Below are 18,417 nucleotides of genomic sequence, written 5' to 3'. Positions count from 1 at the left end.
CGCAAGGAAGGATTTTACATTGAACGATTTATATAAAAAACAAGTAAGAAGTGCTTTAGTCTCTTGGTTTGAAGAAGAACAACGTGATCTACCATGGCGAAAAACAAAGAATCCATATAAAGTTTGGGTTTCGGAAGTGATGCTTCAGCAAACAAAAGTTGATACTGTTATCCCTTATTATGAAAGATTTATCGCAAAATATCCTTCGCTTGAATCACTTGCGAATGCAGAGGAAGAGGAACTGCTGAAAGAATGGGAAGGTTTAGGTTATTATTCAAGAGCTCGGAACTTACAAGCCGGAGTAAAAGAAGTGATAGAAGAATATCATGGTATCGTTCCATCTACTAGAAAAGAAATATCTACTCTAAAAGGCGTTGGTCCGTATACTGCTGGAGCAGTTCTTAGTATTGCATACGGTGTGCCAGAACATGCAGTCGACGGAAATGTAATGCGTGTGCTTTCCCGGCTTTTATTAATAAAAGAAGATATTGCAAAACCAAAATCAAAAAAAATATTTGAAGAAGCAGTTATGCAATTAATCGATGTAGAAAATCCCTCTGCATTCAATCAAGGATTAATGGAGCTTGGTGCATTAATATGCACGCCTACAAAACCTAAATGTTTACTATGCCCCGTAAGAGAAAATTGCACAGCTTTTTTTGAAGGGATGCAAGAGGAATTACCGATTAAAACGATTAACAAAAAAACGAAAACTCACAAAATGAAGGCAGTAGTAATTGAGGGAAAAGACGGGAAAATTTTACTTGAAAAACGGCCTTCCAAAGGTTTGCTTGCGAATATGTGGCAATTTCCGATGGTTGAACTCCCAAATACTTCCCATACAGTCGAAGAATTAATCGAGCATGATTACCAAATAAGAATTGAAAAGGGTAAAGAGATAATTACCTTTAATCATATTTTTTCCCACCTAAAATGGGAAATGGAAAGTTATGAAGCAAAGTTAATAAATGATATGGAGTTACCAGTGAATTGTAAATGGTTCACAACAGAAGAGATTGTAAATCAACCAATGCCTGTTCCAGTATTGAAAATTTGGAATGCATGGAAAGAAAGGAATTTGTAAATAATGACGACTAATAAAGTGGCACTAGTAACAGGGAGTAGTAGAGGATTAGGTAAAGCAATCGCTATCGAGCTTGCAAAGAATGGATACGATATCGTTGTAAACTATGCAAGAAGCAAAACAGCTGCGCTTGAAACGGTGCAAGAGATAGAAGCACTTGGAAGAAAAGCACTCCTTGTTCGTGCGAATGTTGGAGATGTAGAAAAATTACGAGCAATGTTTGAAACAATCAAAGAAGCGTTTGGTCGATTAGATGTATTTGTAAGTAATGCGGCATCTGGTGTGTTACGTCCAATTATGGAACTAGAAGAGTCCCATTGGGATTGGACAATGAATATTAACGCAAAAGCAATGCTTTTTGGTGCACAAGAAGCAGCTAAACTAATGAATCATGGTGGGAGAATTCTTGGAATTAGCTCGCTTGGTTCGATTCGCTACTTAGAAAATTATACAACAGTCGGGGTATCGAAAGCAGCTATAGAATCCATTACAAGATATTTAGCAGTAGAATTAGCTCCAAAAGGAATTGTCGTTAACACTGTTTCTGGAGGAGCATTAGATACGGAAGCTTTAACACATTTTCCTAATCGTGATGCGTTATTAGAGGATGCACGTGTAAATACGCCAGCAGGAAGAATGGTGGAAATAGAGGATATGGTAAAAACTGCTATGTTTTTATTATCTGATGACTCTTCCATGATTTGTGGGCAAACGATTATTGTCGATGGCGGAAGATCATTAAAATTGTAAAAATAGCATGAATATTATCATTAGAAGTGCACATGATATATGTGTACGGAGGTGAAATCCATGAAAAAGAATAACAGTAAACAACCAAATGCAAATCAATACAAAACCCCTGAGTTTGCATCTGAAACTGATGTTCAACAGGTAAAAGAACAAAACCGTCAATCATCTCAAAGCGCTCAAGCTCAAAATCAATCCAAATCTTCAGAGTTTGCTTCAGAAACTGATATTCAACAAGTAAAACAACAAAATCAACAAGCAGAGATGAAAAAACAAAAAGCTAGTAGTTCTTTTAACCAAACAAAATAATTACATGGATTCACCGAAATCAGCGAGGGCTTTTTGCCCTCGCTGATTTTTTTACTACAGTTTTTTGGAATGGATTGCTATAATAAGAAAATAAGTTTAAAATTCAATTTTGCGCTTGATGAAAAGGTGGCTAAATCATGGCGATTCCAACAGAAGGAGAAACTATACAAATTCATAGCTACAAGCATAACGGCCGTATCCACCGTGTCTGGCAGGAGACGATGATTTTAAAAGGAACCAAAAACATTGTCATTGGCGCAAATGAACGTACACTTGTAATAGAGGCGGATGGTAGAACCTGGATTACAAGAGAGCCTTCCATTTGTTACTTTCATGCAGAGCATTGGTTCAACATTATTTGTATGCTCCGAGAAGATGGAGTATATTACTACATCAATATGAGTTCGCCGTTTGTCTATAATAATCAACGGTTAAAGTATATTGATTATGACTTAGATGTAAAGGTTTTTCCAGACATGACCTATACAATTTTAGATGAAGATGAATACGAACAGCATAAAATGGAAATGAATTATCCTAAAGAGATAGATGGTATTCTGGATCGTAATGTTGAAAAACTTATTTCGTGGATAAAGCAAAAAAGAGGTCCTTTTGCTCCAGATTTTATCGAGGCATGGACAAGTCGTTATCAATTTTATAAACAGTTAAATGAGTAGACGGAAAACCTGTTGAATACATACAACAGGTTTTTCTGATTTGGAAAGGAAGTAATATTATGGGTTCGATTAAGCGATATATGCAATTTGTAAAACCATATAATGTACAAATATTTATAACGATCGTCATTGGCATTATTAAGTTTGCCATTCCTTTATTTATACCACTCCTTATAAAAATCGTTATTGACGATATTATTGGAGGAAAGGGATTAACATCAGAAGAAAAAATGCATCAACTAGTTTATTGGCTAGGAGGAACTTCCTTAATCTTTTTAATCGTTCGTCCACCAATCGAGTATTATCGACAATATTTGGCACAATTAGTGAGTAACCAAATACTGTATGATATTCGTCAAAAGTTATATATTCATCTACAAAAACTAAGCTTAAAGTATTACTCAAATACACGTGCCGGGGAAGTTATTTCAAGGGTAATTAATGACGTAGAGCAAACGAAAAATTTTGTTATGATCGGTTTAATGAACGTCTGGTTAGATTTAGCAACCATTTTAATTGCCATTGGAATTATGTTAACTATGAATGTGAAGTTAACGCTTGTTACATTGCTAGCATTTCCATTTTACGCATTTAGTGTGAAGTATTTTTTTGGTAAATTACGTGATCTTACAAGAAAACGTTCGCAAGCACTTGCAGGAGTCCAAAGTTATTTACATGAACGTGTTCAAGGTATGAGCATTATCAAAACATTTACGCTAGAAAAACACGAACAAAAATTATTTGATAAAGCAAATGGAGAATTTTTAGACAAAGCGGTGGATCAAACGATTTGGAATGCAAAGGCATTTGCTGTTGTAAATACAATAACAGATATTGCACCGTTACTTGTGATAGCATTTGCTGGCTATGAAGCAATTTATAATGGACTTTCGGTCGGGACGATGGCCGCTTTTGTGGCATATATTGAACGTTTATATAGTCCACTACGACGTTTAGTTAATTCATCTACGACACTAACACAAGCTTTTGCATCGATGGATCGAGTATTTGAGTTAATGGATGAAGAATACGATATAGTCGATAAAAAAGGCGCCTCTATCTTAGAAAACTCTACAGGAGATGTCACTTTCTCTAATGTGTCTTTCCAATACGAGAAAGATGGAAATACAATATTAAATAATGTGGATTTTCATGTAAATGCGGGACAAACAGTAGCATTTGTTGGGATGAGTGGTGGAGGGAAATCGACGATAATTAGTCTAATCCCTAGATTTTTCGATGTAACAAGTGGCAGTGTACAAATTGATGGAAAAGATATACGTGACGTAACGATTGAATCTCTTCGAAAACATATTGGAATCGTATTACAAGACAATATTTTATTTAGCGATTCAGTTAAAACGAATATATTAATGGGAAATCCAAATGCTTCCGATGAAGAAGTAATTGAAGCGGCAAAAGCGGCTAATGCACATGATTTTATCATGGAGTTACCAGAAGGTTATGAGACGAAAGTCGGGGAACGTGGAGTAAAACTTTCTGGTGGACAAAAGCAACGTGTAGCAATTGCACGAGTATTTTTAAAAAACCCTACGATTTTGGTTCTAGATGAGGCAACTTCCGCATTAGATTTAGAGAGCGAATCATTAATTCAAGATTCGTTAGAACGATTGGCGAAGAACCGTACAACAATAATAGTAGCTCACAGACTTTCGACTATTACGCATGCAGATAATATATTTGTTATCGAAAATGGAGAAGTTGTTGAAAATGGGAATCATACCATTTTAATGAGCCAAAAAGGTGTATATTATAACCTCTTTCAAATACAACAATTAGATAAGTAAAACAAATAAAAAGCACTCGATAAGTAAACTCATACTTATTGAGTGTTTTTTGGTATAACTTATCATTGGATGGATAACTAATAAAATGTATGAAAATACAGATAGATTTGGATATTGACTAAGTAGAAAGGCATATGACTTTTGAATAAGGTATTGCATAAGTCTAAAAATTGTGTAAAATGTCTAGTATAGCACTTTAATAATAAGAAAATTCGGATTGTTACGAAAAGAGGGGTCATCATGCAGGAACGTGAAATAATCTTAGAAGTGAAAGATCTTCAAACTTCCTTTTTCACAGATGATGGTGTTATTCCATCCGTAGATTATATCGACTTTCATGTAAGAGAAGGAGAAGTTCTTGGAATTGTAGGAGAGTCAGGCTGTGGGAAAAGTGTTACATCGCTTTCGATAATGGGTCTTGTTCCTAGTCCACCAGGAAAAATTACAAATGGTCAAATTTTATTCAAGGGGAAAGATTTAACGAAATTGACTGAAAGAGAAATGCGAAATATACGTGGAAATGAAGTAGCGATGATATTTCAAGAACCTATGACATCATTAAATCCTTTATTCACAATTGGTAACCAATTAATGGAAGCGATTACATTACATAAAAAGGACTGGAATAAAAAGCAAGCCAAAGCAAGGGCAGTAGAAATGTTAAAACTAGTAGGATTACCGAGAGCAGAAGAGTTAATGAGAGACTACCCACACCAACTTTCTGGAGGTATGAGACAACGTGTAATGATTGCTATGGCATTAGTATGTGATCCGAAAGTACTCATTGCGGATGAGCCAACGACTGCACTTGATGTAACGATTCAAGCGCAAATATTAAAGCTGATGAGAGAATTGAATGAACGCTTAAATACAGCGATTATATTAATAACACATGACTTAGGAGTAGTCGCAGAAACGTGTCAACGAGTTGTCGTTATGTATGCAGGAAAAGTGGTAGAAGAAGGATCAGTTGAAACAATATTTAATAATCCGCAACATCCATATACGAAGGGGCTACTCGCTTCTGTTCCGGATATGCGGTATAAAAAACAGCGACTGTATTCGATTCCAGGCAATGTTCCAAAGCCAGGTACGATCAAGAATGGTTGTCGATTTGCAGCACGTTGTGATTCTGTGTTTGGGCGTTGTACGGAAGAAAGTCCTTCTTTATACGAAACATCTACTGGACATAAAACGAGATGCTTCTTATTCGATGAGAAGGAGGTAGGAGTAAATGACAAAACCGCTGCTACAAGTTGAAGGGTTAAAAAAGTACTTTCCTACTAATTCGGGATTGTTAGGGAAACAAACTGGTTTTGTAAAAGCTGTGGACGATGTGTCTTTTTATGTAAACGAGGGAGAAACATTAGGTATTGTTGGCGAGTCCGGTTGCGGCAAATCTACTACCGGGCGAATGCTTATGAGATTACTAGAGCCGACAGAAGGTAAAGTAACCTTTGATGGAAAAGAACTAACAAGTATTTCTAGTTCTGAGATGAGAAAAGCGCGTAGAGAAATTCAAATGGTTTTCCAAGACCCGTATGCTTCTTTAAATCCGCGACATACGGTTGAGAAGATTTTAATGGAACCACTCATTGTTCATAATATTGGAAACGCTAAAAGTCGTAAAAAGAAAGTATATGACTTTTTAGAAATTGTAGGGCTTAGCAGTTATCATGCGAAACGATATCCACACCAATTTAGTGGAGGGCAACGTCAACGTATAGGTATTGCAAGAGCATTGATGACAAATCCAAAGCTCATTATTGCGGATGAACCAGTTTCAGCGCTCGATGTTTCTATTCAAGCGCAAGTACTTAACCTAATGCAAGACTTACAGAAAGAACTAAATCTAACGTATATCTTTATCGCGCATGACTTAGGGGTAGTGCGTCATATAAGTGATCGCGTAGGCGTTATGTATTTAGGTAAAATGGCTGAACTAGCTACCAGTGAATCTCTGTATGCAGAGCCTCTACATCCATATACAAAAGCATTACTTTCAGCGGTTCCTGTTCCTGACCCAAAGTTTAAAAGGGAGCAAATTATATTAGAAGGAGATATTCCGAGTCCTTCTAACCCACCAACAGGTTGTACTTTTCATACACGATGTCCTTTTAAAATGGATGTTTGTACAACCGTTGTACCGAAACTAGAAGAAGTGAAGCCAGGTCATTTTGTTGCCTGCCATTTATACAAATAGGCAGTGCAACATTGATAATATAATTTACGGAGGGGTAAATTTGAGAAAAAAGAAAATATGGCCATTTATGCTATTGATGATGTTAGCGATAACTGTAGTGCTTGCTGCATGTTCTTCTGATGATTCTTCAGATAGCAAAGAAAACACGAGTAAAGATAATAAAGAAACTTCTAAGGGTGAGGCTGTATCTACAGGCAACAAAATACTCGTCTTTGGTCGTGGGGGAGATTCAGTATCATTAGATCCTATTGTTGTAACAGATGGGGAGTCTTACAAAGTTACACAAAACATTTTTGAAACACTATTAAACTTTGGAGAACAAGATACAACGATTCATGAAGGATTAGCAACAAAATGGGAACCTTCAGATGATGGTCTTACTTATACTTTTACTTTGCGTGAAGGGGTAAAATTCCATGATGGAACAGACTTTAACGCAGAAGCTGTAGTGAAAAATTTTGAACGTTGGGCAAACGGCTCAGACGACAAATTCCCATACTATGGATCTATGTTTGGTGGCTTTAAAGGAGATGATGGCCACGTAATCGCTTCCGTTACTGCTGATGGCGACAATAAGGTTGTTTTTAAACTTACACGTCCACAAGCACCATTCTTAAAAAATATTGCAATGAGTCCATTTGGTATTGCAAGTCCAACTGCATTTGAAAAAGATGGAGATAAATTTGGTGACAATCCAGTAGGAACTGGTCCATTCAAATTTGTTGATTGGAAACGTAATGATTCTATTACAATTGAAAAATTTGATGGTTATTGGGAAAAGGGCTATCCAAAACTTGATAAAATTGTGTTCCGTGCAATTCCAGATAACTCAGCTCGTTTAAATGAGCTACTTAATGGAGCAATTGACTTAGCAGATGGAATAAATCCAGCAGATGGCGCAACGGTAGAAGGAGATTCTAATTTACAGTTATTTGAACGACCTTCTATGAATATTGGATACCTTGGATTAACGAATACTCGCCCACCGTTTGACAATGTAAAAGTACGACAAGCAATGAACTACGCAATTGACAAACAGTCTATCATCGATGCATTCTTCGAAGGGCGTGCAGAAATTGCAAAAAATCCAATGCCTCCTTCTATTAGTGGATACAATGATGATATTCCTGGATATGAATACAATCCTGAAAAAGCAAAACAACTTTTAGCAGAAGCAGGACTTGCTGATGGGTTTGAAATGGAATTATGGGCAATGCCTGTTCCAAGACCATATATGCCAGATGGAGCAAAAGTTGCAGAAGTTATTCAAAAGAATTTAGCGGATATTGGCATTAAAGCAAAAATCGTTTCTTATGAGTGGGCAACTTATTTAGAAAAAGCTCGTAACGGAGAAGCAGATGCATTCATGCTTGGTTGGACTGGTGATAACGGAGATGCAGATAACTTCATCTACGTATTACTTGACGGCGACAATATTGGAAGTAATAACTACGCTTATTATGACAACAAAGACGTACACAAGATCCTAATAGAAGCTCAAACAGAAGTAGACGAGAATAAACGTATTGATTTGTATAAGCAAGCTCAAGAAATTATTTTTAAAGATGCACCTTGGGTACCTCTTGCTCATTCAACTCCATTACTTGCAGGGAAAGCGGATTTGATAAACTTCTTACCACATCCTACTGGATCTGATAAATTAACGAACGTCGACTTTAAGTAATAAGCTTGAAGGGGAGAGGTCTTCGTGATTTCTCCCTTTTCTTATTTATAAGAGAGAGGTGAAGACAATGCTTCACTATATCGGAAAAAGACTATTACAATTAATTCCTGTTTTGCTCGGTATGACTTTTATTGTCTTTATGATTATTCGGGCTATTCCTGGAAACCCAGCTCAAGTTATATTAGGACAGTTAGCATCGAAAGAAGCGATAGAAGCTTTAGAAATAAAGCTTGGATTAAACAATCCTTGGTATACGCAATATTTCGATTATTTGGTTGGTCTTTTTAAAGGTGATTTAGGGGAATCGATGCGAACGGTTCAACCTGTTACGAAGGAAGTATGGCCTTATTTAGCAGCTACTTTTGAATTGGCATTCTTTGCTATACTTATTGCTGTAGTTATTGGGGTTAATGCAGGCATTATTTCTGCGTGGTTCCAAAATTCATGGTTTGATTATTTGGCAATGGTAATAGCGTTAATTGGCGTATCCATGCCTATCTTTTGGTTAGGTTTAATGGAACAATGGCTTTTTGGAATAGAACTTCATTGGCTTCCTACATCTGGTAGAGAAGAAGTAAGGGATCCTGTTTCAGTTATGACAAACTTATATGTACTTGATACTATCCTAAATGGACGATTCGATCAGTTAGGACAAGTATTGAAGCATTTAGTATTGCCTGGTATTGCACTTGCAACCATCCCAATGGCTATTATTGCCCGTATGACAAGATCTAGTATGCTTGAAGTAATGCGTGCGGATTATGTTCGAACTGCACGTGCAAAAGGACAAAAGATGTTTTGGGTTGTATATAAACATGCGTTAAAAAATGCGATTATTCCAGTATTAACCGTTATAGGTCTTCAAATGGGTCTGTTACTTGGAGGAGCGATATTAACAGAAACCATATTTAGTTGGCCAGGTATAGGTAGATATATTTATGAAGCTATCCAGTTCCGGGATTATCCTGTCATTCAATCAGGGATATTAATTGTAGCGTTTATTTTTGTCATGATTAATCTTTTTGTGGATATTTTATATGGCCTTATCGATCCGAGGATTAAATACGACTAAAAGGAGGAATAGATATGTCTGAAATGGTTCCGAATCCGCCAATTAATACCGTCACACTTCCAGAGAAAACGACCGGACCTTGGTTCGATGCTTGGCGGAGTTTTAGTAAAAACAAAGTTGCACTTGTTGGAGCACTAATCGTTCTTTTCTTCATATTTCTAGCACTTTTCGGTCCATTATTTACACCACAAGGAATAAATGATCAGCTATTAAAAGATCGTCTATTACCACCTTCTAGTAAGTATTGGTTCGGTACGGATGATTTTGGTCGTGATATTTTTTCACGTGTTATTCACGGAGCAAGAATTTCGCTTGGTGTGGGATTCTTCTCTGTAATTGGATCAGTTGTAGTCGGTAGTATTTTAGGTATAATTGCTGGTTATTATGGAAAATGGGTAGATACGATTATATCTCGAACTTTTGATATACTGCTAGCATTTCCAAGTATATTATTAGCCATTGCAGTTGTTTCTGTATTAGGTCCATCTTTACGAAATGCATTAATCGCAATTGCTATCATTAATATTCCTAACTTTGGTCGACTCATTCGTTCAAAAGTATTGAGTATTAAAGAAGAGGAATACATAACATCTGCTAAAGCAATTGGAATGAAAGATATACGTATTTTGTTTTCTCATATTCTTCCTAATTCCATGGCTCCTGTAATTGTGGCGGGTACGTTAGCTATAGCGTCGGCTATTATTGAAGCAGCTGCTTTAGGGTTTCTTGGATTAGGAGCACAAGCACCGGCACCAGAGTGGGGAAAAATGTTAGCGGATGCACGAGTCGTTTTACGTACTGCACCATGGACGATGTTTTTCCCGGGAATTTCAATCATGTTAACTGTTTTAGGGTTTAACTTAATGGGTGATGGTCTACGTGATGCACTTGATCCTCGCATGAAAAATTAAAAAACGTGTCGCCGACCTAACTAGGTGACACATTTCAGACTGTAGACAAACTAGATGAAAATCGAGTTTATCTACAGTCTTTTCTTTTAAAATAGCTCCTTTCGTAAGATTTGTTGTTTTATGATAAATGAAAAATAAGGAGGTTCTTTAAAAGTTGTGGATAATATTGGTGATCTTATTTGCGTTGTATGTAATTTACAGTCTATCGATTATTAAACATCTACTAAAATTGATTGTAAAACATCTTGACGTTAAAGAAAAAGAGATAGTTATCATTAGTAATGAAGAAATTGAAAAGGAATTAGAATATGAATCGTTAAAATAGCAACAGTCTATACGAAAAGTTGTTTATTGCCGATTAATGAAACTTATCCATTGTTAGGAACGTATACGAATCCATTATCCATCCGGATATCCCGCTAGTTCAATATCATAGGTTGTCTCGAAAGTTCAGGTTCGTAAAAATATTCTAGGGGTTCAGGTGTTTCCTGTTCTTCAATAATAAATAAAATTATGAGTAGTTGAAACAGGGAGGGTGTCTGTGAAATATTTATATGTGATTATCATACTTACTATATTGAATATGAGTGGATGTTCTAATAATGAGTCTGAGAATGATATTAAACAAGAAAATGAACAATTAAAGAAAGAAAATGCAAAATTATCAGCAGCTAAGGAGGAATTAGAATTAGATGTAAAAATAGCTAGCTTGGAAGCATCTAGGAAAAATGATCAATTAACTAATAAAATAACTACATTACAATTCGAAAATGAAAGGCAGAAGGATTTAATTAATCGTTATCAGATGGTATTTGAATTTCCCATTTCGAATAATCGTACCATCGCTGATACTTTAAGTATCTTTTCCCCTGATCAAGTAGAAATAGATAACCAAATCGCTGATTTAATCGTTTCAGATATAAACACGGAGGCAATTAATGACGCAACTGCTTATTTTATAAAATTCACTGGTGAATTTGAAGTCAAAGGATCCATTATTCGTGGAGGAAGTGATTATTCCTTTATAGTCAATGAGAATTTAGAGACCATGCCGCACACATTCTGGCAATTTGAAAAAGGAGGTATCTTCTTTGATATTAGAAATGATGAAGATTTAAGAAGATCATTAGGCGACAAATTAGATGCGTTACCTGAAGATGGTCAACTAGATATAGTTGCAGTTTTTACAAATTACTCTTATAACGAAATTCCTGAATCGGACTCTTTTCCAAGTTATGCTGAATTTGTTAGATTAGTATCAGAGAACTGAACTTTGAATTGAATTAGTCTTGGGTCTAGTGCAATTGGTCTCGCTTAAGGGTAAATTAGTCTCGAAGTGCCATAAAGTGTTAAAAAATGCACCTAGTTTTGCAATTCTTGAATTCTAAAAAGCGTTTTCTCATTAGACTTGGCACTAAAAAGAAATAGATAGCCATCTATTAATAAAGAAGCGTTGAGCGGACGAAATTGCATCTTCTTCCGCTTTTAAAAGAATAGGAAAGTTTCTAATCTCTCATTAACCAAACCTAATGCATCATGTCTTTAGATATTCCAAGAGGGCAACGGACAAACACCCGCAACAGGATTGCAGTAAAAAATGGATCGTGAAGTGATGTAGTCACTTCACGATCCATAGCCCTAAAGGTAATAGTGTAGCCAATGTTTAGTCCAATGCACTCCGGAAACGGTAAAGACCAGATGTACTTATAGGACGCTTAAGCTATCCTTAGTAAGGAGTTTCTTCTATTTGAACAGTTAACTCCGAGTGATGAAAATTTTGATAGGATGTTATTAGTGTATCTATATGTTCTAATTGCTCTTCGTATTTTAAAATAGATGATAATAAATGAAGTAAATGATAAGTTGAAAACTCTTCTTCAATTCGAGTCAAGGCTATTTGTTGTACAAAGATATCCATCACTTCTTGCCTCTGCAAAAATGCTTCAGAACCGTTCCAATCCATATGTTCTGGTTTTAACTTTCCGATGAATTTCAAATGTAATTGTTCATGGTAGGTTAAAAGAGCATCTAACCGTTCTTTTATCATCATTCGAAAATGCTCTGGAAGTCTTAAAAGTTCATTTTCATGGAGATGCAGCCTTTTTAAGACATCCAAACTTCTGTAGGAAGCAGTGATCAGCTCTCGGTAAACAACTAACTTTCGACCTTTTGTATGAATAGCATTTTTTGTATAACCGCGTTCTTCCTTAAAAAATAAATAAATTTGATCAATTCTACTAAGACGACCTTTTAGTTGATTGATTGACTGTTTAGTAGAACTGTGATCGGAAGCCTGCCTAACAGCAATTCGAATCCAACGAATAATTTCATCTTGCGTATAATGAATCGCATTGAATAGCTTCGTTTCAAACTTGGGAGGTAAGAATATTAAATTAACAATAAATGCGGATATAACACCTACAAGAATAGTAGAGAATCTTATTAAAGCGAATGTAATAAAGGCATCGCTTTGCACTTCCATTATTGCAATTACAGTTACAAGTGCTAAAGAAATTGTTTTTTCAAGTTTGAACTTTAGCATAATCATAATTGCAATAATTGCAGCAAATCCTACCGCTATAAAATGATTCCCAAAAACAAGAGCGAAAATTACAGCTATTGCTGCTCCAATTAGATTAGATTGTACTTGCTCAATTACAGTCAAATAGGATCTATAAATAGAAGGCTGAATTGCAAAAATCGCAGCGATTCCTGCAAAGACAGGACTAGGTAGCTGGAGTAAGTCCGCAATGAATAATGAGAAAACGATCGCTACTCCAGTTTTAAATACGCGAGCTCCTAATTTCATTTAATCCTACCTTTCATTTCATTCATAATTGTTGCAAATGAGCAAATGCTCGGTCAACCGCAATAATCGTTTCTTTTATGTCTTCATCTGTATGAGCTGTTGTGATAAACCAGGCTTCGTATTTAGAAGGTGCAAGATTAATGCCTTGTTCCAGCATTAACTTAAAGAACTTACCAAACATCTCTCCGTCTGTAGCTTCTGCTTGCTCATAATTTACTACTTTTACGTCCGTAAAATAAACAGAAAGTGCACCCTTTATACGATTGATAGTAATCGTTATATTATTTTTTTCAGCAGCATCTAAAATGCCAGCTTCTAAATTTGCGCCAAGTCTATCAAGTTCTTCATAAACGCCAGGAGTTTGTAAAACTTCAAGACAAGCAATCCCTGCTTGCATAGATCCTGGATTTCCAGCCATAGTTCCAGCTTGGTAAGCAGGTCCAAGTGGGGCAACTTGTTCCATTATTTCTTTTTTACCGCCGTAAGCTCCAATTGGAAGACCTCCACCAATAATTTTCCCAAGAGCAGTTAAATCAGGTGTTTGGTCGAGCATGGTTGACGCGGCACCATAATGAAAACGGAAAGCTGTAATTACTTCATCATATATAACTAAAGTGCCTTTTTCTTTAGCAATCTTGTGAACAAGTGGTAGGAATCCTTCATTAGGCTCTACCATCCCGAAATTCCCTACAATTGGTTCAACTAGAATACAAGCTAATTCTTCGCCCCATTTTTCCATAGCTACTTCATAAGCCTTTGGATCATTAAACGGAATTGTAATCACTTCTTCGGCAATCGCTTTAGGTACTCCTGCAGAATCGGGAGTACCAAGTGTAGCGGGACCTGATCCAGCTGCAACTAATACTAAGTCTGAATGTCCATGATAACAACCTGCAAATTTCATAACTTTCGTTCTTCCTGTATAGGCTCTGGCTACCCGAATAGTCGTCATGACAGCTTCCGTGCCTGAATTTACAAAACGTACTTTATCCAGGGAAGGGATAGCTTCTTTTAACATTTTAGCAAACGTCACTTCATGTTTTGTCGGTGTCCCATAAAGTAATCCTGTTTGTGCTGCTCTTGTGATAGCTTCTGTAATATGAGGATGTGCATGACCTGTTATGATAGGGCCATATGCAGCTAAATAATCGATATATTTATTGCCATCGACGTCATAAAAATAAGCACCTTCTGCTCTATCCATAACGGTTGGAGCTCCTCCACCCACAGCTTTATAGGATCTAGATGGGCTATTCACGCCACCTACGATATGTTCGAGTGCTTCTGCATGTATTTGTTCCGATAAAATCCGTTGCAATTGTAAAACCTCCGCTTAATTTGTCTTTATCTATTGTAGTCAATTTTAATGAAAAATGCGAAAGAAAAATTGAACAAATTGGTAAAATTCGATACGATAGAGTCAGTAATAGAGGGAGGAAGATCTATATGCATCTACTTGAAGGAATGATTGCACCTAAATTTTCATTGAAAAATGAGAGTGGGGAAATAATCTCGTTAAATGATTTTGCAGGAAAGAAATATGTCTTACTTTATTTCTATCCTAAAGATTCGACGCCAAGTTGTACGACAGAAGCATGTGATTTTAGGGATACGCATGAAGCTTTTAGTGAACTGAATGCTGTCATTTTAGGTGTAAGTGCCGATAATGAAAAAGCTCATACAAAGTTTATCCAAAAGTATGGACTACCCTTCTCATTATTAATAGACGATATACATGAAGTATCCGAAGCTTACGGTGTATGGGGTTTGAAAAAGATGTTCGGTAAAGAATATATGGGAATCGAACGATCTACCTTTTTAATTGATCCAACAGGGACAATTGTAAAGGAATGGCGCAAAGTAAAAGTTAACGGGCATGTGGAAGAAGCACTTAAAACACTAAAAGAAATAGTAAACAGGGGAGAATGAATAATGAAGATATTGTTTTCTTTTTTACCTAACCCTGATCAACAATCAAATTTAATAGAAGAATTTCCAAATGCAGAATTTATCTTTCAAAAACCATTTGATGAAGAAACGTTAAAAACTGCAGATATATTCGTCACTTATGGCGAGGATTTGGATGCATGTCATATTGCATCAGCGCATCATTTAAAATGGATTATGGTCGCTTCAGCTGGATTAGAAAAAATGCCTCTGAAGGAAATAGCTGACCGGAATATACTTGTGACGAATGTAAGAGGAATTCATAAAACACCTATGGCAGAATCGATACTTGCCCATATTTTATCCATAAAAAAATCACTTCCGCTGATTGCTAAAAATCAAAGAAACGAAGAATGGTCTAAAAAAGTGAATTCATCTGAGCTTTTTGGAGCAACTGCTTTAATAGTAGGTCCTGGAGCAATTGGTGGTGAAGTAGGGAGAATTCTGCAAGCTTTTGGTGTTCATACAATAGGGTGTAATCGAAGTGGAGAATCAGCAAATTATATGAATGAAATGATTTCTTTTTCTCAATTGGATGAGTTGCTTCCAACTGCAGATATTGTAATTTCTATTTTGCCTAGTACGACAGAAACTCGTCATTTATTTACTTACGAGCATTTTCATTGTATGAAGCGAACGTCTATCTTTATGAATTTTGGTAGAGGCGATGTGGTGAAAGAGGAAGAACTGCTGCGGGCACTAAAGGATGAGTGCATAGCGTATGCAGTGCTAGATGTATTTGAAAACGAACCACTTCCAGAAGGACATCCTTTCTGGAAGATGGACAATGTGATTGTCTCTCCTCATGTTTCTAGCCATTCTTCACAATATGTCGTAAGGGCATTAGATTTATTTACAAAAAACTTGGCGAAGTGGATAGAGGGAAACAATCGAATGGAGAACATAATTGATCTGGAAAAAGGGTATTAAAAAAGGTTCTTGCTTCCTTGTGTTTTAAATGTTTGACATCTCATGCTGTCCTTCACTATACTTATTATAACGATTATAAACTAATAGTAAATATGAAGAGGGGTGCATTGCGATGACGGAAGTACATTTAAGAGATGCTTTAGATACATTAAAATCAACTGGTGTACGTATTACACCTCAACGCCATGCGATATTGGAATTTATCATCCAATCCATGTCACATCCAACCGCAGACGATATATATAAAGCACTTGAAAGTAAATTTCCAAGTATGAGTGTTGCAACTGTCTATAATAACTTGCGTGTTTTTAGAGAAGCAGGACTTGTAAAAGAGCTTACATACGGAGATTCTTCTAGTAGATTTGATTTCTCTACGAATGATCATTATCATATGATTTGTAATTCTTGTGGTAAAATTGTTGATTTTCATTATCCAGGATTAGATGAAGTGGAGCATTTAGCTTCTCATTTAACAGGTTTTGATGTTAGCTCACACAGAATGGAAATATACGGAGTTTGTCCAGATTGTAAAGAACAAGCAACAAAAGTTCAATAAGAAAACCGAGCGTAGTTGATACGCTCGGTTTTTTATTATCTCTTTCTATTTAAAGATTGATCGAATTCTTGTCCTTCCAGTGTTGGATCAAGTGTTAATGGTTCTTTGCAGTACATACACATATCTACTCTACCTAAAACCTTTGTATGCTTTCCACAGTTTGGGCAAACTACTTGAACAGCTTTAGTAGAAAGTAAACCAATCCATCCATAAACAGCAGTACTTGCTATAATAGAGACTACTCCAAGTATCATGAAGATCGCAACAAGCACTGGATGTTCTTTAAAGATTATTGCACCATACATAATGATGAATCCGAAAAATACAAGGCCCAGTGCAAAAGAACGTATTCTATTTATTTTGTTTTTATAGGGTTTCATTTTCATCCTCCTAATTTCTACATACACTATATCATATTTTTAGTTTAAAATAATGAATTGAACTATTCTTATAGAAGGATATATGAGATAGTTGTCGAAAAACTTATAATAAGAAATAAAGGAGGCGCCATTTTGGAAACATTATTGAGACCCATCTATCAAGAGAGAGCAAGTGAAGCAAATACTTTAGGTATTATTTATGTAGAAAAACGGGAAGAAGTTAGTCCAATTACCGATACGTTTGATTCCATTTTATTTATTTTGACGAAGGACGCCGATCAACCTATTTTTACAAAACATTATACGTTTAATGATAAAAAAGCAGCAATGCATGTAATAACAGAGAAACAGTTAAGAAAATGGTTATTGCTTGGGTCGAATCCTAAGTTAGTAGATTGGTTAATTAATGGTCGAGTTGTTTTTGATCGAAATGAGTATATAGAAGATTTAAGAAGAGAGTTAGATGAATTTCCGATTAACGGAAGAAAAGTGAGGATGGGTATTGAATTTGCAAGGCTAAGTAGAAGATATTTAGAAGCAAAATTGTTTTTTGAACAGCTAAATTTTTTAGATGCATATACTCTTATAGTAGAATCTCTGCATCATTTAGCCCGCTTAGCTGTTTTCGAACATGGAATGCATCCTGAAGTTATGGTTTGGAAACAAGTAAAACAATTAGATCCATCTATTTATAAATTATACGATGAGCTTATTTCTAGTGAGGAATCTTTAGAAAAGAGATTAGAACTCTTATTTTTGGCGAGTGAATTTTTAATCCATTCTAGAATAAAAGAGGGATCACAACATATATTAGAAGTGCTTACTTTGAAAGAATGTTGGACAATTCAAGAGATTCACGAGCAAGAAGAACTGAAAAACTACTCCGTGGATTTAGAAGTTTTTATTGAGTTTTTAGTAGATAGAGGATTTATATTCATCGAAAAAAAGCCAACTAAAAGCGATGAAATCATGCATAGATACTATAAAGTAAAGTAATTTTCTAAAGAGAAAAAAACGGACGATTAATTTGTTCGTTTTTTTTGTTGACAATATTATCGATTTCATTGTATTATAATAAGCGTCGTCAAAAACTTAGTGGAAAGTATGAGTGAAAAAGTTTTTCAATAAATTTCTTGACTCATCGGTTGAAAGATGATAAATTAGAGAAGTCGCAAAAAACGACACAACAAAATGAACGTTGAAAACTGAACATGCAAAACGTTAAGACATACAGCTTGAAAGACTAACTTCGGTTAGCTTGACAGCAAAACAATTTGGACATCATTTAATGATGATGCCA

General features: G+C 35.8%; 19 protein-coding genes. 16 read left to right on the top strand and 3 right to left on the bottom strand.

Features of this window, described 5'->3' with window-relative positions:
• The first annotated feature begins 19 nt into the window (after window positions 1-19).
• From mutY to ACEPXD_RS15295, 12 genes are all read left to right on the top strand, one after another.
• Window positions 20-1,084 carry an A/G-specific adenine glycosylase gene (gene mutY, locus ACEPXD_RS15350; protein ID WP_391117296.1) on the top strand — a complete coding sequence of 355 codons (1,065 nt, stop codon included), beginning with the start codon at window positions 20-22 and terminating at the stop codon, window positions 1,082-1,084.
• Between the two features lie 3 nt (window positions 1,085-1,087).
• Window positions 1,088-1,834 (top strand): enoyl-[acyl-carrier-protein] reductase FabL, encoded by a 747-nt coding sequence (gene fabL / locus ACEPXD_RS15345; protein WP_391117294.1) that lies wholly within the window; start codon window positions 1,088-1,090, stop codon window positions 1,832-1,834.
• A gap of 39 nt (window positions 1,835-1,873) precedes the next feature.
• A complete protein-coding gene (locus ACEPXD_RS15340) occupies window positions 1,874-2,140 on the top strand; it encodes a gamma-type small acid-soluble spore protein (protein WP_391117292.1) in 267 nt (88 codons plus the stop codon).
• Window positions 2,141-2,277: 137 nt separating this feature from the next.
• Window positions 2,278-2,817, top strand: coding sequence for a DUF402 domain-containing protein (locus ACEPXD_RS15335; RefSeq protein WP_391117291.1), 540 nt, complete (start codon window positions 2,278-2,280; stop codon window positions 2,815-2,817).
• Between the two features lie 59 nt (window positions 2,818-2,876).
• Window positions 2,877-4,625 carry an ABC transporter ATP-binding protein gene (locus tag ACEPXD_RS15330; protein WP_391117289.1) on the top strand — a complete coding sequence of 583 codons (1,749 nt, stop codon included), beginning with the start codon at window positions 2,877-2,879 and terminating at the stop codon, window positions 4,623-4,625.
• A 240-nt stretch (window positions 4,626-4,865) separates the two neighbouring features.
• A complete protein-coding gene (locus ACEPXD_RS15325) occupies window positions 4,866-5,885 on the top strand; it encodes an ABC transporter ATP-binding protein (RefSeq protein ID WP_391117288.1) in 1,020 nt (339 codons plus the stop codon).
• Window positions 5,860-6,828, top strand: a complete 969-nt coding sequence (locus ACEPXD_RS15320) for an ABC transporter ATP-binding protein (RefSeq protein ID WP_391117286.1) — start codon at window positions 5,860-5,862, stop codon at window positions 6,826-6,828. The genes ACEPXD_RS15325 and ACEPXD_RS15320 overlap by 26 nt, the downstream gene beginning before the upstream one ends.
• A 40-nt stretch (window positions 6,829-6,868) precedes the next feature.
• On the top strand, window positions 6,869-8,512 hold the full coding sequence (locus tag ACEPXD_RS15315) for an ABC transporter substrate-binding protein (RefSeq protein ID WP_391117283.1): 1,644 nt from the start codon (window positions 6,869-6,871) through the stop codon (window positions 8,510-8,512).
• Window positions 8,513-8,579: 67 nt separating this feature from the next.
• Window positions 8,580-9,584 (top strand): ABC transporter permease, encoded by a 1,005-nt coding sequence (locus ACEPXD_RS15310; RefSeq protein ID WP_391117281.1) that lies wholly within the window; start codon window positions 8,580-8,582, stop codon window positions 9,582-9,584.
• Window positions 9,585-9,598: 14 nt separating this feature from the next.
• Window positions 9,599-10,495 carry an ABC transporter permease gene (locus ACEPXD_RS15305; RefSeq protein ID WP_391117279.1) on the top strand — a complete coding sequence of 299 codons (897 nt, stop codon included), beginning with the start codon at window positions 9,599-9,601 and terminating at the stop codon, window positions 10,493-10,495.
• 154 nt (window positions 10,496-10,649) lie between these two features.
• The gene (locus ACEPXD_RS15300; RefSeq protein ID WP_391117277.1) at window positions 10,650-10,820 is read left to right on the top strand and encodes a hypothetical protein; all 171 of its coding nucleotides are present in this window, start codon (window positions 10,650-10,652) and stop codon (window positions 10,818-10,820) included.
• A gap of 216 nt (window positions 10,821-11,036) precedes the next feature.
• Window positions 11,037-11,765: a hypothetical protein gene (locus tag ACEPXD_RS15295; protein WP_391117275.1), complete on the top strand. Its 729-nt coding sequence runs from the start codon at window positions 11,037-11,039 to the stop codon at window positions 11,763-11,765.
• A gap of 456 nt (window positions 11,766-12,221) precedes the next feature.
• Here ACEPXD_RS15295 and ACEPXD_RS15290 read toward each other — a convergent pair whose 3' ends face one another.
• Window positions 12,222-13,304: an FUSC family protein gene (locus ACEPXD_RS15290; RefSeq protein WP_391117273.1), complete on the bottom strand. Its 1,083-nt coding sequence runs from the start codon at window positions 13,302-13,304 to the stop codon at window positions 12,222-12,224.
• Window positions 13,305-13,326: 22 nt separating this feature from the next.
• Window positions 13,327-14,622, bottom strand: coding sequence for a glutamate-1-semialdehyde 2,1-aminomutase (locus ACEPXD_RS15285; protein WP_391117271.1), 1,296 nt, complete (start codon window positions 14,620-14,622; stop codon window positions 13,327-13,329).
• 128 nt (window positions 14,623-14,750) lie between these two features.
• On the opposite strand from ACEPXD_RS15285, the gene bcp reads away from it, so the two are divergent.
• The 3 genes from bcp (at window position 14,751) to perR (ending at window position 16,737) form a co-directional block, all read left to right on the top strand.
• The gene (gene bcp, locus ACEPXD_RS15280; protein ID WP_391117269.1) at window positions 14,751-15,233 is read left to right on the top strand and encodes a thioredoxin-dependent thiol peroxidase; all 483 of its coding nucleotides are present in this window, start codon (window positions 14,751-14,753) and stop codon (window positions 15,231-15,233) included.
• 3 nt (window positions 15,234-15,236) lie between these two features.
• Window positions 15,237-16,181 (top strand): D-2-hydroxyacid dehydrogenase, encoded by a 945-nt coding sequence (locus ACEPXD_RS15275; RefSeq protein WP_391117267.1) that lies wholly within the window; start codon window positions 15,237-15,239, stop codon window positions 16,179-16,181.
• Between the two features lie 112 nt (window positions 16,182-16,293).
• Window positions 16,294-16,737 (top strand): peroxide-responsive transcriptional repressor PerR, encoded by a 444-nt coding sequence (perR, locus tag ACEPXD_RS15270; protein ID WP_151701052.1) that lies wholly within the window; start codon window positions 16,294-16,296, stop codon window positions 16,735-16,737.
• A 35-nt stretch (window positions 16,738-16,772) separates the two neighbouring features.
• On the opposite strand, the gene ACEPXD_RS15265 is transcribed toward perR, so the two are convergent.
• The gene (locus tag ACEPXD_RS15265; RefSeq protein ID WP_151701051.1) at window positions 16,773-17,117 is read right to left on the bottom strand and encodes a YgzB family protein; all 345 of its coding nucleotides are present in this window, start codon (window positions 17,115-17,117) and stop codon (window positions 16,773-16,775) included.
• 132 nt (window positions 17,118-17,249) lie between these two features.
• Between ACEPXD_RS15265 and ACEPXD_RS15260 the strand changes: the two genes are divergently transcribed.
• On the top strand, window positions 17,250-18,113 hold the full coding sequence (locus ACEPXD_RS15260; RefSeq protein ID WP_391117265.1) for a nucleotidyltransferase-like protein: 864 nt from the start codon (window positions 17,250-17,252) through the stop codon (window positions 18,111-18,113).
• Window positions 18,114-18,417 lie beyond the last annotated feature (304 nt).

It is taken from the genome of Psychrobacillus sp. L3, assembly GCF_042945595.1.
GTDB lineage: Bacteria > Bacillota > Bacilli > Bacillales_A > Planococcaceae > Psychrobacillus.
The sequence above is the reverse complement of the archived record's forward strand: the minus strand, read 5'-3'. Positions and strand labels throughout refer to the sequence as shown.

Excerpts from the sequence above, each read along its gene's own strand:
- fabL (WP_391117294.1), top strand. The coding sequence starts at position 1,088 with ATGACGACTAATAAAGTGGCACTAGTAACAGGGAGTAGTAGAGGATTA.
- ACEPXD_RS15340 (WP_391117292.1), top strand. The coding sequence starts at position 1,874 with ATGTGTACGGAGGTGAAATCCATGAAAAAGAATAACAGTAAACAACCA.
- ACEPXD_RS15335 (WP_391117291.1), top strand. The coding sequence starts at position 2,278 with ATGGCGATTCCAACAGAAGGAGAAACTATACAAATTCATAGCTACAAG.
- ACEPXD_RS15330 (WP_391117289.1), top strand. The coding sequence starts at position 2,877 with ATGGGTTCGATTAAGCGATATATGCAATTTGTAAAACCATATAATGTA.
- ACEPXD_RS15325 (WP_391117288.1), top strand. The coding sequence starts at position 4,866 with ATGCAGGAACGTGAAATAATCTTAGAAGTGAAAGATCTTCAAACTTCC.
- ACEPXD_RS15320 (WP_391117286.1), top strand. The coding sequence starts at position 5,860 with ATGACAAAACCGCTGCTACAAGTTGAAGGGTTAAAAAAGTACTTTCCT.
- ACEPXD_RS15310 (WP_391117281.1), top strand. The coding sequence starts at position 8,580 with ATGCTTCACTATATCGGAAAAAGACTATTACAATTAATTCCTGTTTTG.
- ACEPXD_RS15305 (WP_391117279.1), top strand. The coding sequence starts at position 9,599 with ATGTCTGAAATGGTTCCGAATCCGCCAATTAATACCGTCACACTTCCA.
- ACEPXD_RS15290 (WP_391117273.1), bottom strand. The coding sequence starts at position 13,304 with ATGAAATTAGGAGCTCGCGTATTTAAAACTGGAGTAGCGATCGTTTTC.
- bcp (WP_391117269.1), top strand. The coding sequence starts at position 14,751 with ATGCATCTACTTGAAGGAATGATTGCACCTAAATTTTCATTGAAAAAT.
- ACEPXD_RS15275 (WP_391117267.1), top strand. The coding sequence starts at position 15,237 with ATGAAGATATTGTTTTCTTTTTTACCTAACCCTGATCAACAATCAAAT.
- perR (WP_151701052.1), top strand. The coding sequence starts at position 16,294 with ATGACGGAAGTACATTTAAGAGATGCTTTAGATACATTAAAATCAACT.
- ACEPXD_RS15265 (WP_151701051.1), bottom strand. The coding sequence starts at position 17,117 with ATGAAACCCTATAAAAACAAAATAAATAGAATACGTTCTTTTGCACTG.